This is a genomic window from Novosphingobium sp., from assembly GCF_041915465.1.
Taxonomy (GTDB): domain Bacteria; phylum Pseudomonadota; class Alphaproteobacteria; order Sphingomonadales; family Sphingomonadaceae; genus Novosphingobium.
In genome coordinates, this window is the sequence record NZ_JAYSBK010000083.1 from 1 (window position 1) to 13695 (window position 13695).

Consider the following 13695-nt stretch of genomic DNA (forward strand, 5'->3'; position numbering starts at 1 on the left):
CGCTGCTGCTGCTGTTCTCGGTCGCCAAGGGCAAGACCAAGCTGATGGCTGCTCCCCGCAATCGTGGCTGGTATGTCGTCACCGTCAGCAATGTCGTTCCCGGCAAGGTCGATCCCAAGGATCCCCGCCTTGATCAATTCGCCGGCACGCTCAAGCAGGCGTTCGTGATCGAATATGGCGATCAGATGCGCGGTGCGATGGCCGGTGAAATCGGCGTGAAGCGCAACGAGACCGCAATCAAGGCGGTGAACACCCGGCTTGGCGGCGGGAACTGAGCGGCAAGCAATGATGGCCAGCGCAGCTCCTGAAAATTGGGATGCGGCCGTTGCCGCGCTTCGTGACGGCAAGCCCGGTGTCATCTGGCGGCGGCTGATTGCCGATACCGAAACGCCGGTCGGCGCGGCGGTGAAGCTGATGGCCGACGGGCGCGGCGACTTCCTGCTCGAAAGCGTCGAAGGCGGCGAAGTGCGCGGGCGTTACAGCCTGCTCGGCCTCGATCCCGACCTGGTGTTCCGGGCCAAGGGTGCTGCGGCCGAAGTAAACCGCGACTGGCGACACGATCGCGCTGCGTTCACCGCCCTGCCGGGTGATAGCCTGAGCGAATTGCGCGGGCTGGTAGAGGCCTGCAAGTTCGACGTGCCGCCCGCCCTGCCGCCGGTCCTGGCCTGTCTGGTCGGCTATTTCGGGTACGAGACCTATGGCCTGGTCGAAAAGCTGCCGCGTCCGGCCGACAACGAGCTTGACCTGCCCGACATGCTCTTCGTGCGGCCGGCGCTGATCCTGGTGTTCGATCGTCTGGGGGACGAACTGTTCTGCGTGGCGCCCGTCTGGCCGTCGGATTCCGACCCCGAACTGGCGCTGGCGGGCGCAGCGGACCGGATTGACGAGGCGCTGCGCCGTCTGGGTGAAGCCTTGCCGCTCGTCCCGCTGGATGCGAGCCTGCCCGAACCCGCGCTGACCCCGGTTCTGCCGACGGGCAAATATGCCGAGATGGTGCTGCGCGCAAAGGACTACATCGAGGCCGGCGACATCTTCCAGGTAGTGCTGGCCCAGCGCTTCACCTCGCCCTTTACGCTTCCGCCGCTGGCGCTTTACCGTGCGCTGCGCCGGGTGAATCCCTCGCCGTTCCTCTATTTTCTGGACCTGCCGGGGTTTGCCCTGACCGGTTCAAGCCCGGAAATCCTGGTGCGGGTTCGTGACGGCGAAGTCACCATCCGCCCCATTGCCGGAACCCGCCCCCGCGGCAAGACCCCCGAGGAGGATCGCGCCAACGAGGTCAGCCTGCTGGCCGACCCCAAGGAACGCGCCGAGCACCTGATGTTGCTTGACCTTGGCCGCAACGACGTCGGCCGCGTGGCTTCGGCAGGCAGCGTGCGGGTCACCGAAAGCTATACGGTTGAACGTTACAGCCACGTCATGCACATCGTCTCGAACGTCGTTGGGCAGCTCGATTCGGCCCGGCACGATGCGATCGACGCGATGTTCGCCGGTTTCCCCGCCGGCACGGTCAGCGGCGCGCCCAAGGTGCGGGCCTGCCAGATCATTGCCGAGCTCGAGCCCGAAACCCGCGGCGCCTATGCGGGCGGCGTCGGATATTTCGCCCCCGACGGCAATCTCGATAGCTGCATCGTGCTGCGCACCGGCGTGGTCAAGGACGGCACGCTACACGTTCAAGCCGGCGCGGGCATCGTGGCGGATAGCGATCCGGCCTACGAACAGCGTGAGTGCGAGGCCAAGGCTGGCGCGCTGATCGCCGCTGCGCGCGAGGCGGTCCGCGTCGCGGGCGAGGCATCGTTCGGGCAATAGCTTGACGCAACGCGCTGCCGCATTAGGCATGCGGTCCATGCGCAAACTCATCCTCCTCATTCTCGCCCTGATCGCCGCTCCGCTCCACGCTGAGGACTGGCAGTCCAAATCGACCGAGCGCGATGTCGTGCTCAAGGATTTCAAGTTCGGCAGCGGGGAGAGCCTGCCCGAACTGACCATCCACGTGACCACGCTTGGCACGCCGCATCGGGGCGCCAAGGGTGAGATCGACAATGCGGTGATGGTGCTGCACGGCACCGGCGGTTCGGGCTGGCAATTCTTCCGCCCGCAGTTCGCCGACGAGCTTTATGGCCCCGGCCAGCCGCTCGACATCACGAAATACTACGTGATCCTGCCCGACAATATCGGCCACGGCAAAAGCTCAAAGCCCAGCGACGGGTTGCGCATGGCCTTTCCGCACTATGACTATGACGACATGGTTCTGGCCCAGCACCGGATGCTGACCGAAGGGCTTGGCGTGAACCAGCTTGAGCTGATCCTCGGCACCTCGATGGGCTGCATGCACGCTTTCGTCTGGGGCGAAACCTATCCCGGCTTTGCCCACCGCCTTGCCCCGTTCGCCTGCAATGCGGGCGCGATTGCGGGCCGCAACCGGATGTGGCGCAAGATGGCGATCGACGCGATCAGGGCCGATCCGGCCTGGGCGAACGGGAACTACACCACTCCGCCGCTGAGCGGTCTGCGCACTGCGCGCGATCTTTCGATCATCGCCGGCGCCAATGCCTGGGGCCTGCAGGTTCAGTACCCCACCCGCGAAGCCGCCGAAGGCGCGCTCGACCAGGCGTTCAACGCCGTCTCGCCGTTCGGCAACGATGCCAACGACACGATCTACTGGTACGATTCCTCGCGCAATTACGATCCCTCGGCGGGCCTTGCAAAGATCAAGGTTCCGGTGCTGTGGATCAACAGTTCGGACGATTTCATCAATCCGCCCGAACTGGGCATGGCACAACGCCAAGTGAAGGAGATGCCGCGTGCGAAGTTCATCCTGCTGCCCTTCAGCCCCGATACCAAGGGCCACGGCACCCACACCTGGGCCAAGTTCTGGAAGCAGGATCTGATCGAGCTGATGGCGACGAAGCCGTGACAGAACGCCGCACGCTTTATCCGCCGATCGAACCCTATGCTAGCGGGATGCTCGACGTGGGCGATGGTCATTCCCTCTACTGGGAACGCTGCGGCACGCCGGGCGGCAAGCCGGCGGTGTTCCTCCACGGCGGCCCCGGCAGCGGGTGCAGCGACGGGCAGCGCCGCCAGTTCGATCCGGCGCTCTACGACGTGCTGCTGTTCGATCAGCGTGGTTGCGGGCGCTCTACACCGTTTGCCGAACTGAAGGCCAACACCACCTGGCACCTCGTCGCCGACATGGAGCGGCTGCGTGAAATGGCGGGGCATGACAAGTGGATGGTGTTCGGCGGATCGTGGGGCTCCACGCTGTCGCTCGCCTATGCCCAGACCCATCCGGAGCGCGTCAGCGAACTGGTGCTGCGCGGGATCTTCCTTGGCAGCCAGCGCGAGTTCGACTGGCTCTACACCTACGGCGCGAGCGAGCTTTATCCCGAGGCTTTCGCAGACTTCATCGGCCATATTCCGCAAGACGAGCGCGGCGAGCTGCTTGAAGCCTATCACCGCCGCCTGACCAGCGACGACCGCGCCGTGCGGCTCGCTGCCGCCAAGGCCTGGTCGATGTGGGAGGCGGTCACCGTAACCCTGCTGCCCGACCCCGCGATGATCGACGATTTTACGGATGACGACCACGCTGTCGCCGTCGCGCGGATCGAGAACCACTATTTCCGCCACGATTGCTGGCTCGAACCCGGTCAGTTGCTGCGCGACGCATGGAAGCTCAAGGACATTCCCGGGATCATCGTCCAGGGCCGCCACGATTGCTGCACACCTCCGGCGGCCGCCTGGGCGCTCAAGCAGGCCTGGCCCGAGGTCGAATTGCAGATCGTTGACGATGGCGGGCATCTCTACACCGAGCCAGGCATCACCGACGGACTGGTCCGCGCGAGCGACCGGTTCGCTGTCAAGCAAGCTTAGCTTTCAAATCGCGCGCGGGGCGACTATGGGGTCGGCCATGATCCTGGTCATCGACAATTACGACAGCTTTACCTGGAACCTGGTCCACTACCTGATGGAGCTTGGGGCCGAGGTGCGGGTTGAGCGCAACGATGCGATTTCGGCTGCCGAGGCCATTGCCACCGGTGCGAAAGGATTTCTGATTTCGCCCGGCCCTTGCACGCCCAACGAAGCGGGGATCAGCCTCGATCTGGTTGGGGCCTGCGCCGATGCGAAGCTGCCGCTGCTGGGCGTGTGCCTCGGCCACCAGTCGATCGGGCAGTATTTGGGCGGGCAGGTGGTGCGCGGCGGGCTGATGCACGGCAAGACCTCGCCAGTCACGCATGATGGCACGGGCCTGTTCGAGGGCATCCCCTCGCCCTTCATTGCCACGCGCTATCACTCGCTGATCGTCGATGACGTGCCCGAAGGCCTCGTGGTCAACTGCACTTCGGATGACGGCCACGTCATGGGCTTCCGTCACAAGGAACTGCCGATCCACGGCGTCCAGTTCCACCCGGAAAGCATCGCGACCGAGCATGGCCACGACATGCTGGCCAACTTCCTCGAAATCTGCGGGATCAAGGCCCGCCATCTCGCGTGAACCAGGCCGAGGCGGAAGGACTGTTCGGGCGAATGCTCGACGGCGACCTGTCTGACACCGAGATTGCCGAAACCCTGATCGAGATTGCCGAGCGCGGCGAGAGCGCAGCCGAAGTGGCAGGTGCGATCAAGGCAATGCGCGCGAGGATGCGTCCCGTCAGCGCGCCCGATGGCGCGATCGACGTTTGCGGCACGGGCGGCGACGGGCAGCACAGCCTCAACGTCTCGACCGCCGTGGCTTTGGTCGTCGCGGCTTGCGAAGTGCCGGTTGCCAAGCACGGCAACCGTGCAGCGTCGAGCAAGGCGGGCGGCGCGGATACGCTTGAGGCGCTCGGTCTCAACCTGGCGCGCGCCAGCGAAATGGCCGAACAGACCCTTGACGACCTCGGGATCGCGTTCTTGTTCGCCCAGGCGCACCACCCGGCGCTGGCGCGGATCGCCCCGATCCGCAAGGCGCTGGGGCGGCGCACGATCTTCAATCTGCTGGGGCCGCTTGCCAATCCCGCCGGGGTGAGGCGCCAGCTGGTGGGCGTGGCCCAGCCCGATCTTATCGCGCTCTACCGCGATGCGATGCAGCTGCTCGGCACCGAAGCCGCACTGATCGTCTCGGGCGCGGAAGGGCTGGACGAGCTTTCGATTGCCGGGACCAGTTATATGGCCGCGATCGGCCTGCCGGGGATGCCTGCCGAAATCCGCCCGGACGACGTTGGCCTCCTCCCCCACAGCCTCGAAGACCTGCGCGGAGGGGATGCGACTTTCAATGCCGCCGCGTTGGCGCGCCTGCTGGCCGGCGAACACGGCGCCTACCGCGATGCGGTGCTGCTCAATTCCGCCGCCGCGCTGATCGTTGCAGGCGCGGTGGAGGACTGGTTCGAGGGTGTCGAAGAGGCCGCCGAAGCGCTCGACAAGGGCCTTGCCAAGACGCTGCTGGATTGCTGGATCGAGATGGTGAAATGACCGACAAGCTGACTGAAATCTGCGACACCAAGCGCGGCGAAGTAGCCGTGCGCAAGCCGCTCGCCAGCCTTTCGGACCTTGATGCCCGCGCCGCCGCGCAGACGGCCCCGCGCGGCTTTCGCGCCGCTTTGGAGGCCAAGGCTGCCACCGGCTATGCCCTGATCGCCGAAATCAAGAAGGCCAGCCCGTCCAAGGGCCTGATCCGCGCCGATTTCGATCCCCCCGCCCATGCCCGCGCCTATCAGGCGGGCGGCGCGGCCTGCCTCTCGATCCTGACCGACGCGCCGTACTTCCAGGGGCACGAGGATTACCTGGTCGCCGCCCGCGCCGCCTGCGATCTGCCAGTGCTGCGCAAGGACTTCATGGTCGATCCCTGGCAAGTGGCCGAGGCCCGCGCCATCGGCGCCGACGCGATCCTGATCATCGTTGCCGCGCTAGATCACGCCCTGATGGCCGAAATCGAGGCTGCCGCCAACGAGCGCGGGATGGACGTGCTGGTCGAAGTTCACAACGAGGCCGAGATGGAACGCGCCGCGCGGCTCAAAAGCCGCCTGATCGGGGTGAACAACCGCGACTTGAAGCGCTTTGTCACCGACATCGCCACGACCGAGCGGCTTGCCCCGCTGGCACCCGAAGGCACGCTGCTGGTCAGCGAAAGCGGGATCAATTCCCATGCCGACCTCGTACGCCTCTCGGCCTGCGGCGCGCGGACATTTCTCGTCGGTGAAAGCCTGATGCGCCAAGCCGATGTCGAGGCCGCAACGCGGGCGCTGCTTCATGGCTGAGCTGACCCACCTCGACGCGGCGGGCAATGCCCGCATGGTCGATGTTGGCGGCAAGACGGCGACCCAGCGTGTTGCCGTCGCTTCGGGCCGGATCGCGATGTCGGCCGAGGCTCTGGATGCAATCCGCAATGGCGATGCCCCCAAGGGTGATGTGCTGGCCGCTGCCCGGATCGCCGGGATCATGGCCGCGAAGAAGACCGCCGAGCTGATTCCGCTATGCCATCCGCTCGCGCTGGATTCCGTGACGGTCGATTTCGCCTTCGAGGACGGCGCGCTGCGTACAACGGCAACCGCCTCGCTGACCGGCAAGACCGGGGTCGAGATGGAGGCGCTGACCGCCGCTTCGGTCGCCCTGTTGACGATCTATGACATGGCAAAGGCGCTCGACAAGGGCATGGTCATTTCGGACCTGCGCCTGATCGAAAAACGCGGCGGCAAATCTGGCGACTGGAAGGCGGAGCTCTGATGGCCCCGCCGTTGCCGCTTGAGGAGGCCCAGGCGCGCCTGCTCGCGCTGGCAGCACCACTGGATATCGAGCGCGTTCCCGTCGGCGAAGCGCTGGGTCGGTTCCTCACCGAACCGCTCGTCGCGCGGCGCACGCAGCCATCGGCAGACCATTCGGCGATGGATGGCTATGCCATGCGCACAGGTGACCTGCCCGGCCCGTGGCGGGTGATCGGCGAAAGCGCGGCGGGCCATCCCTTTGCCGGAGCCCTCGGCGCGGGCGAGGCCGTGCGGATTTCCACCGGCGCGCTGATGCCCGCCGGGGCCGACATGGTGCTGATGCAGGAAGATGCGACGCGCGAAGGCGACAACCTGACGCTGACCGGCACTCCGCCCTCGCCGCCGAACAAGCACATTCGCCGCTGCGCCATGGATTTCGCAGACGGCGCCGAGCTACTGCCTGCCGGAACCCGGCTCGGTCCGGCGCAACTGGCCCTGGCGATCAGCGCCGGGCACAACTTCCTCGCCGTGCGCCGTCGCCCGCGGGTGGTGGTGATCGATAGCGGCGACGAACTGGCCCGCGATCCGAGCGCCTGCCCGCCGCACCAGATACCCGCCAGCAATGGCGTGATGCTTGCGGCACTTGTCCAATCCTTGCCGTGTGAAGTGACCCGGCTCGGTCCCGTTGCAGATTCGCTCGATGCACTGGCCGAGGCTTTTGCGAACGCGGGCGACGCCGATGTCATCGTCACGAGCGGAGGGGTGTCGGTTGGCGATCACGACCTGATCCGTCCTGCACTGGCGGAATGGGGCGCCGAGCTCGACTTCTGGAAAGTGGCGATCAAGCCGGGCAAGCCGTTGCTGGTTGCGCGGCGCGGGCCCAGACTGGTGGTCGGACTGCCCGGCAACCCGGTGTCCAGCATGGTCACGGCCTGCTTGTTTCTGCTGCCCTTGCTGCGCGAATTGCTGGGTGCACGGCAGCCCTTGCCGCGCGCGATCACGGCAGTTCTGGATCATCCGCTGGGCCCTGGCGGAGACCGGCGCGAATTCCTGCGCGGATACTGGGACGGTGCCCGCGTAACCTCGCGCGTCAATCAGGATAGTGGTGCGCTCGGGGCCTTGGCGGCCAGCAATGCCCTGATCGATCGCCCCGCCGGAGCACCTGCCGCCGCCGCCGGAACAGCCGTTCCGGTCTATCTGTTAGAAAGTGGCGGAACTGCTTGACTCGATTCGGCGTGTTGCTTAATTGTTCCTTATTCGTTCACTGAACGGCGCTGGAACATTCTCCTTATCCGCGTCGTCCCAACGGAGAGACGCGCCTATGCTGACCCGCAAGCAGCACGAACTGATCCGCTTCATCCAGACCCGGCTTGAAGAATCCGGCGTGTCCCCCTCGTTCGAGGAAATGAAGGAAGCGCTCGACCTCAAGTCGAAGTCCGGTGTTCACCGTCTCATCTCTGCCCTGGAAGAGCGCGGCTTCATCCGCCGCCTGCCCAACCGGGCCCGCGCGCTCGAAGTGCTGCGCCAGCCGGAAGATGTAGGCACCAAGGCTCCTGCGCGCGCGGCCAACAGCAATGCTGCCGCTGCCGCCGTGATCCGACCGCCGGAAGCCAAGCCGACACCGGCGAACGACGTAATTGAAATTCCGCTGCATGGCCGGATCGCCGCAGGTGTTCCGATCGAGGCGATGGAAACCTCGGCCACGCTGCCGGTACCTGCTGCCCTGCTTGGCGCCGGTGAGCATTACGCGCTGGAAGTTTCGGGTGATTCGATGATCGAGGCCGGGATTCTCGATGGTGATTATGCCCTGATCCGCCGCACCGATACGGCGCGTGATGGCGAAATCGTCGTCGCACTGGTGCGCGGTGAGGAAGCAACTCTCAAGTACCTGCGGCGCGAGAATGGCAAGGTCCGGCTCGATCCGGCCAATGCCGCCTATGATCCGCAGATCTACAACCCCGGCGAAGTTGTCGTGCAGGGCAAGCTTGCCGGTCTGCTGCGCCGCTATCATTGAGGCCTAATGGCGAGGTCCCTGATTTGCGATCCAGCGCTATAGGGCGTGCGCTATGGTGCTTGCGAAGGCGGTGACGGGTTTTCCCCGTTGCCGCCTTCAGCCGTTTCTGTTGCCTGTAACGCGGGTGACCGGACAGCGGGGCTGGCTGCGGGTGCCCACCAGCCATGATGCCCCTGCGATTGCGCCACGGTGCGGACAGTTCCGCTGTCCAGATCAATTGCAAGTCCGCCAGTCTGGCCGAGTTGCGACCGATCGGCCTTGATCCAGCGCGGGCGGCAGGAACGCGGGAGGCGACGTTCGGCAATCACGATGTCCGCACGCTCGCAAGCCGCCGCCAGTTCGCGCTCCCGCGCAAGATCCTTGCCCAGGCCGATCAGCACATGCCAGGTCCGCCCACCGCGACGCAGTGCCAACGCACAGAAGTCGTCATTGCAATGCGCGCCCGGCCAGTCGCTCAGCAGGATCGGCCTGCCGTTCATGCCGGCAAGTTCGGTCAGATTGCTCTTGGCAAAGTCGCTTCGGCCATCGCGCAGCACCAGCAATTGTCCGCCGGTCTCGCCCGCAATGCCGACATGCCGGCCGTCCCCCGAGACCAGTATGTCCGGCGCCCCCATCATGGCCAGCATCGCGGTGCCAAGGGCTGCCGGGATCAAGCCCCAAAGCCGGACGTTGCTGTTCCACAGCGCAAGCCACAGGCCGCCAACGAGGAACAAGGCATAAGCTCCCCGCCCCATTGCCGGGAAGGCCGTAACAGCCCCCGGCAAGCTGGCAGTCCAATGGGCCAGGGCAAGCAAAAGCTCGAGCGATTTGCCCGCCAGCCACCAGAACGGTGCGCCGGCACCGACTATGTCGAACAGCAAAGCCAGCGCGATCAACGGCATCGAGGCCAGTGTTGTCAGCGGGATCGCGATGACATTGGCGAGCGCGCCATAGACCCCGGCGCGGTGGAAATGAAACAGGCCGATCGGCATCAGCGCGAGTTCGATCACCACCCCGGTAAGCAGCAGCGAACCGACATGGCGCAGCCCGGCGGCCCACCAGGGCTCTTCGCGAGCACCGAACCAGCCGCGCCCCCGCTGCGATTCGTGGAGCGCAACGATGGCGATGACGGCGGCGAAACTCAGCTGAAAACTGGGGCCGACCAATGCCTCTGGCCAGAAAAGCAGGACCGTTGCGGCGGCTACCGCGACCATGCGCATCGACAAGGCCTCGCGCCCCAGAACCAGCGCCAGCAACACGAGGATCGCGCCGATGCAGCTGCGGATGGTCGGCACCTCCGCGCCGGTCAGCACCGTATAGGCGACGCCAGCGAGTGCTCCCGCGCCTGCCGCAACGATCGGCAGGCGCAGCCGCAAGGCCAGCCACGGCGCCAGGCCCAGAAGGCGCAGCGCGAGGAAGTAGGCAGCCGCGATTACGGCGCTGACGTGCAGACCGCTGATTGAGAGCAGGTGCGTAAGCCCCGCATCGCGCATGGCGTCCTCGTCTTCCTCGGCGATTGCGCCCCGGTCACCGCTGGCGAAGGCCGCCGCAATGGCGCCCGGCGAGCCCGAGAGGTTTGCTCGGACGTGGTTGGAAAGGCTGCGCTGAAGCCGGGCGACCAACCCGCCCTGGATGAAGGCGCAATCACGCGGACAGGGCCCAGCACGCTTCCCGTCGCGGCCAGGCCGGCAAACCAAGCGGTTCGGCCGAAGTCGTATCCACCGGGGAGCATCGGTGCGGCGGGCGGAACGAGCCTAGCGCGCAGCGTCACCTGCGCACCCTCGCCCAACCCGGGAACGTCTTGCGAATTATCGAGGTTGAGCCGAACCCGCACGGCGCGGGTGCCGCCCGGTTCACGGATCGCGAGAACGATCCTGATCCGGGCCTCGGCCGGGCGTTCTTCGCGTGACAGCACCTTGCCGACGATGGTTGCGACAGTCGGCCGCGCGATCGGCGGGGTGCCGATCAAGGCCGACTTCGACCAGATCAACGCGCAGCCCGCCGCAAGCACCAGCGGAATTACGATAAGGCTTTGGCGTAAATAGGGAAAGCGGGTTTCCCTGCCGAACCAAAGGCCCGCGGTGACTGCACCTGCGAGGCAGGCGGCGAACAGGCCCAGCCATTGTGCCGGCCCTGCAAGCACAAACCACGCCGCGATCCCGGCGGCCAGAGCGACGACCAGCCATGGTGCCCGGTCGAAGCCGGCCGCTTCAATGAATTGCTCACAGGCTTCAAGCCCGCTTGCCAAGCGCGCGCGCTTGGGCCAAGGGCTATGTTGCAGTGCAGCGCCTAGCGGTGCATCATTGCCCATCGGAACGGTCGGCGGCGCGTTGCTGGCCATGGTCGCTACAGAACAGGAAGGTACGGTTGATGGCAAGTGCAAGCGTTCACGAAGCGGCGGCGTCAGGCCAAAGCGTCGTCACGCGGTTTGCGCCCTCGCCCACCGGTTTCCTGCATATCGGCGGCGCCCGCACCGCGCTGTTCAACTGGCTGTTCGCCCGCCACCATGGCGGCAAATACCTGCTCCGCATCGAAGATACTGACCGCGCCCGGTCCACCGAACCCGCGATCGCCGCGATTTTCGATGGCCTGGAATGGCTTGGCCTGATGGGCGACGAACCAGCCACGTTCCAGTTTGCCCGCTCCGACCGCCACGCGGAAGTTGCGCACAAGCTGCTTGCGGCCGGCTACGCCTATCGCTGCTACCTGACCCAGGAAGAACTGGCGGCGCGGCGCGAACAGGCCCAGGCCGAACGCCGCCCGTTCCGCATTGTCAGCGAATGGCGCGATGCCGCGCCGGAAACCTGGCCTGCCGATCTGCCTTACGTAGTGCGGATCAAGGCCCCGCGTGAAGGCGAGACCACGATCAACGATCAGGTCCAGGGCTCGATCACCGTCGCCAATGCGGAACTCGACGATTTCATCCTGCTGCGGTCGGATGGCACGCCGACCTATATGCTGGCCGTGGTGGTCGACGATCACGACATGGGCGTGACCCACGTGATCCGCGGCGACGATCACATCAACAACGCTTTCCGGCAGCTGCTGATCATCCGCGGGATGCACGCGGTCGAAGGCGGCTGGCCCGATCCGGTTTACGGCCATGTGCCGCTGATCCACGGCGCGGATGGAGCGAAGCTGTCAAAGCGTCACGGCGCGCTTGGCGTCGATGCCTACCGCGACGAGATGGGGATCCTGCCCGAAGCGCTGTTCAACTATCTGCTGCGGCTTGGCTGGGGCCACGGCGATGACGAGATCATCAGCCGCGAACAGGCAGTCGAATGGTTCGATATCGGCCATGTCGGCAAGGGTGCATCGCGGTTCGATCTTGCCAAGCTGCTGAACCTCAACGGGCACTACCTGCGCGAAGCGGACGATGCGCGGCTGGCGGGGCTGGTTGCCGACAAGCTGGGCGGCGAAGCCGATCTTGCGCTGCTTGAAGCCGCCATGCCGGTGCTCAAGGTCCGCGCCAAGGACGTAAACGAATTGGCCGCTAGCGCGGCATTCCTGTTCGCCAAGCGCCCGCTCACCATCGAGGACAAGGCGGCGGCGCTGCTGACCGACGATGCGCGCGCCCTGCTTGGCGCTATTCACGAACGGATCAGCGGGGAAAGCGACTGGTCGCTTGCCGCGCTGGAGGTGTCGCTCAAGGCCATGGCCGAAGAGCGCGGTCTGGGCCTTGGAAAGCTTGCGCAACCCCTTAGGGCCGCGCTAACGGGTCAGACGACCTCCCCGGGTATTTTCGACGTATTGGTTCTGCTCGGTCGGGACGAAAGCCTTGCACGCATTGCGGCACAGGCACTTCCCGCACCCGCGCAGCTAGCTTGAGGAGTATGAAGGTGGGCAACCAGGCAAAGTTGAACGCAGAAGGCAAGGATTTCGACCTGCCGATTCTTTCGGGTAGCGTCGGGCCGGATGTGATCGACATCCGCAAGCTCTATGGCCAGTCGGGCCTGTTCACTTACGATCCGGGCTTTACCAGCACGGCGAGCTGCGAAAGCGCGCTGACCTACATCGATGGCGATGAAGGCGTGCTGCTGCACCGCGGATATCCCATCGGCCAGCTGGCCGAAAGCTCGAGCTTCATGGAAGTCAGCTACCTGCTGCTCAACGGCGAACTGCCGAGCAAGAGCGAGCTGGAAACCTTCTCGAACACCATCACTCGCCACACCATGCTGCACGAGCAGCTCGCCACGTTTTATCGCGGTTTCCGTCGTGACGCCCACCCGATGGCGATCATGTGCGGCGTTGTTGGCGCGCTTTCGGCGTTCTACCACGATTCGACCGACATCGCCGATCCGATGCAGCGCAAGATTGCCAGCCATCGCCTGATCGCCAAAATGCCGACGATTGCCGCCATGGCCTACAAGTATTCGGTCGGCCAGCCGTTCGTTTATCCGGACAACAGCCTGTCCTACACCGGCAACTTCCTGAAGATGACCTTCGGCGTTCCGGCCGAGGAATACCAGGTGATCCCGGCGGTCGAAAAGGCGATGGACCGCATCTTCATCCTGCATGCCGACCACGAACAGAACGCCTCGACCTCGACCGTGCGTCTGGCTGGCTCGTCGGGCGCGAACCCGTTTGCCTGCATCGCGGCCGGCATTGCCTGCCTGTGGGGCCCGGCGCATGGCGGCGCGAACGAAGCCGCGCTCAACATGCTCAAGGAAATCGGCACGCCCGACAAGATTCCGCACTACATCGAGCGCGCCAAGGACAAGAACGATCCGTTCCGCCTGATGGGCTTCGGCCACCGCGTTTACAAGAATTACGACCCGCGCGCGGCTGTGATGCAGTCGACCGTGCGCGAAGTGTTCGATGCGCTGAGGGTCAACGATCCGCTGTTCGAAACCGCGCTGCGCCTCGAAGAAATCGCACTGAACGATCCCTACTTCATTGAGAAGAAGCTGTTCCCGAACGTCGACTTCTATTCGGGCATCATCCTCTCGGCGATCGGCTTCCCGACCACCATGTTCACCGTGCTCTTCGCGCTGGCCCGGACCGTGGGCTGGGTGGCGCAGTGGA

13 protein-coding genes and 1 pseudogene are annotated in these 13695 nt (G+C 65.4%); 12 read left to right on the plus strand and 2 right to left on the minus strand.

The features are described from left to right. From ACE3SN_RS12940 to lexA, 10 genes and pseudogenes are all read left to right on the plus strand, one after another. A pseudogene (locus ACE3SN_RS12940) lies at positions 1-275 on the plus strand (hypothetical protein); the annotation flags it as partial. A 13-nt stretch (positions 276-288) separates the two neighbouring features. Further along, positions 289-1806 carry an anthranilate synthase component I family protein gene (locus ACE3SN_RS12945; protein WP_374530651.1) on the plus strand — a complete coding sequence of 506 codons (1518 nt, stop codon included), beginning with the start codon at positions 289-291 and terminating at the stop codon, positions 1804-1806. Positions 1807-1843: 37 nt separating this feature from the next. Then, positions 1844-2914 carry an alpha/beta fold hydrolase gene (locus ACE3SN_RS12950; protein ID WP_374530632.1) on the plus strand — a complete coding sequence of 357 codons (1071 nt, stop codon included), beginning with the start codon at positions 1844-1846 and terminating at the stop codon, positions 2912-2914. Then, on the plus strand, positions 2911-3870 hold the full coding sequence (gene pip, locus ACE3SN_RS12955; RefSeq protein WP_374530634.1) for a prolyl aminopeptidase: 960 nt from the start codon (positions 2911-2913) through the stop codon (positions 3868-3870). Before ACE3SN_RS12950 ends, pip begins: the two co-directional genes overlap by 4 nt. A 37-nt stretch (positions 3871-3907) precedes the next feature. Then, entirely contained in the window at positions 3908-4492 is a 585-nt protein-coding gene (locus ACE3SN_RS12960; RefSeq protein WP_374530636.1) for an aminodeoxychorismate/anthranilate synthase component II, read from the plus strand. A gap of 32 nt (positions 4493-4524) precedes the next feature. Next, positions 4525-5448, plus strand: coding sequence for an anthranilate phosphoribosyltransferase (gene trpD, locus ACE3SN_RS12965; protein ID WP_374530653.1), 924 nt, complete (start codon positions 4525-4527; stop codon positions 5446-5448). Further along, on the plus strand, positions 5445-6233 hold the full coding sequence (trpC, locus tag ACE3SN_RS12970) for an indole-3-glycerol phosphate synthase TrpC (protein ID WP_374530638.1): 789 nt from the start codon (positions 5445-5447) through the stop codon (positions 6231-6233). The genes trpD and trpC overlap by 4 nt, the downstream gene beginning before the upstream one ends. Next, positions 6226-6699 carry a cyclic pyranopterin monophosphate synthase MoaC gene (gene moaC, locus ACE3SN_RS12975; RefSeq protein WP_374530640.1) on the plus strand — a complete coding sequence of 158 codons (474 nt, stop codon included), beginning with the start codon at positions 6226-6228 and terminating at the stop codon, positions 6697-6699. Before trpC ends, moaC begins: the two co-directional genes overlap by 8 nt. Continuing rightward, a complete protein-coding gene (glp, locus tag ACE3SN_RS12980) occupies positions 6699-7901 on the plus strand; it encodes a gephyrin-like molybdotransferase Glp (RefSeq protein WP_374530642.1) in 1203 nt (400 codons plus the stop codon). The genes moaC and glp overlap by 1 nt, the downstream gene beginning before the upstream one ends. 97 nt (positions 7902-7998) lie before the next feature. Continuing rightward, positions 7999-8691: a transcriptional repressor LexA gene (lexA, locus tag ACE3SN_RS12985; protein ID WP_374530644.1), complete on the plus strand. Its 693-nt coding sequence runs from the start codon at positions 7999-8001 to the stop codon at positions 8689-8691. Between the two features lie 50 nt (positions 8692-8741). Here lexA and ACE3SN_RS12990 read toward each other — a convergent pair whose 3' ends face one another. Both ACE3SN_RS12990 and ACE3SN_RS12995 read right to left on the minus strand, forming a co-directional pair. Continuing rightward, on the minus strand, positions 8742-10163 hold the full coding sequence (locus tag ACE3SN_RS12990) for a ComEC/Rec2 family competence protein (RefSeq protein ID WP_374530655.1): 1422 nt from the start codon (positions 10161-10163) through the stop codon (positions 8742-8744). Beyond that, positions 10103-11011, minus strand: a complete 909-nt coding sequence (locus tag ACE3SN_RS12995) for a DUF4131 domain-containing protein (protein ID WP_374530646.1) — start codon at positions 11009-11011, stop codon at positions 10103-10105. The genes ACE3SN_RS12990 and ACE3SN_RS12995 overlap by 61 nt, the downstream gene beginning before the upstream one ends. 29 nt (positions 11012-11040) lie before the next feature. Here ACE3SN_RS12995 and gltX point away from each other — a divergent pair, with 29 nt between their 5' ends. Together gltX and gltA are read left to right on the plus strand one after the other, a co-directional pair. Further along, on the plus strand, positions 11041-12498 hold the full coding sequence (gltX, locus tag ACE3SN_RS13000) for a glutamate--tRNA ligase (protein WP_374530647.1): 1458 nt from the start codon (positions 11041-11043) through the stop codon (positions 12496-12498). A gap of 11 nt (positions 12499-12509) precedes the next feature. Then, positions 12510-13695: citrate synthase (gene gltA / locus ACE3SN_RS13005; protein ID WP_374530649.1), on the plus strand; the 1186-nt coding region annotated here is incomplete at its 3' end.

What these genes read in the sequence shown, in the direction of transcription:
- ACE3SN_RS12995 (WP_374530646.1), bottom strand. Translation starts at nt 11,011, where the DNA reads ATGGCCAGCAACGCGCCGCCGACCGTTCCGATGGGCAATGATGCACCG.
- moaC (WP_374530640.1), top strand. Translation starts at nt 6,226, where the DNA reads ATGGCTGAGCTGACCCACCTCGACGCGGCGGGCAATGCCCGCATGGTC.
- ACE3SN_RS12945 (WP_374530651.1), top strand. Translation starts at nt 289, where the DNA reads ATGGCCAGCGCAGCTCCTGAAAATTGGGATGCGGCCGTTGCCGCGCTT.
- gltX (WP_374530647.1), top strand. Translation starts at nt 11,041, where the DNA reads ATGGCAAGTGCAAGCGTTCACGAAGCGGCGGCGTCAGGCCAAAGCGTC.
- trpC (WP_374530638.1), top strand. Translation starts at nt 5,445, where the DNA reads ATGACCGACAAGCTGACTGAAATCTGCGACACCAAGCGCGGCGAAGTA.
- lexA (WP_374530644.1), top strand. Translation starts at nt 7,999, where the DNA reads ATGCTGACCCGCAAGCAGCACGAACTGATCCGCTTCATCCAGACCCGG.
- ACE3SN_RS12950 (WP_374530632.1), top strand. Translation starts at nt 1,844, where the DNA reads ATGCGCAAACTCATCCTCCTCATTCTCGCCCTGATCGCCGCTCCGCTC.
- glp (WP_374530642.1), top strand. Translation starts at nt 6,699, where the DNA reads ATGGCCCCGCCGTTGCCGCTTGAGGAGGCCCAGGCGCGCCTGCTCGCG.
- trpD (WP_374530653.1), top strand. Translation starts at nt 4,525, where the DNA reads ATGCTCGACGGCGACCTGTCTGACACCGAGATTGCCGAAACCCTGATC.
- ACE3SN_RS12960 (WP_374530636.1), top strand. Translation starts at nt 3,908, where the DNA reads ATGATCCTGGTCATCGACAATTACGACAGCTTTACCTGGAACCTGGTC.
- ACE3SN_RS12990 (WP_374530655.1), bottom strand. Translation starts at nt 10,163, where the DNA reads ATGCGCGATGCGGGGCTTACGCACCTGCTCTCAATCAGCGGTCTGCAC.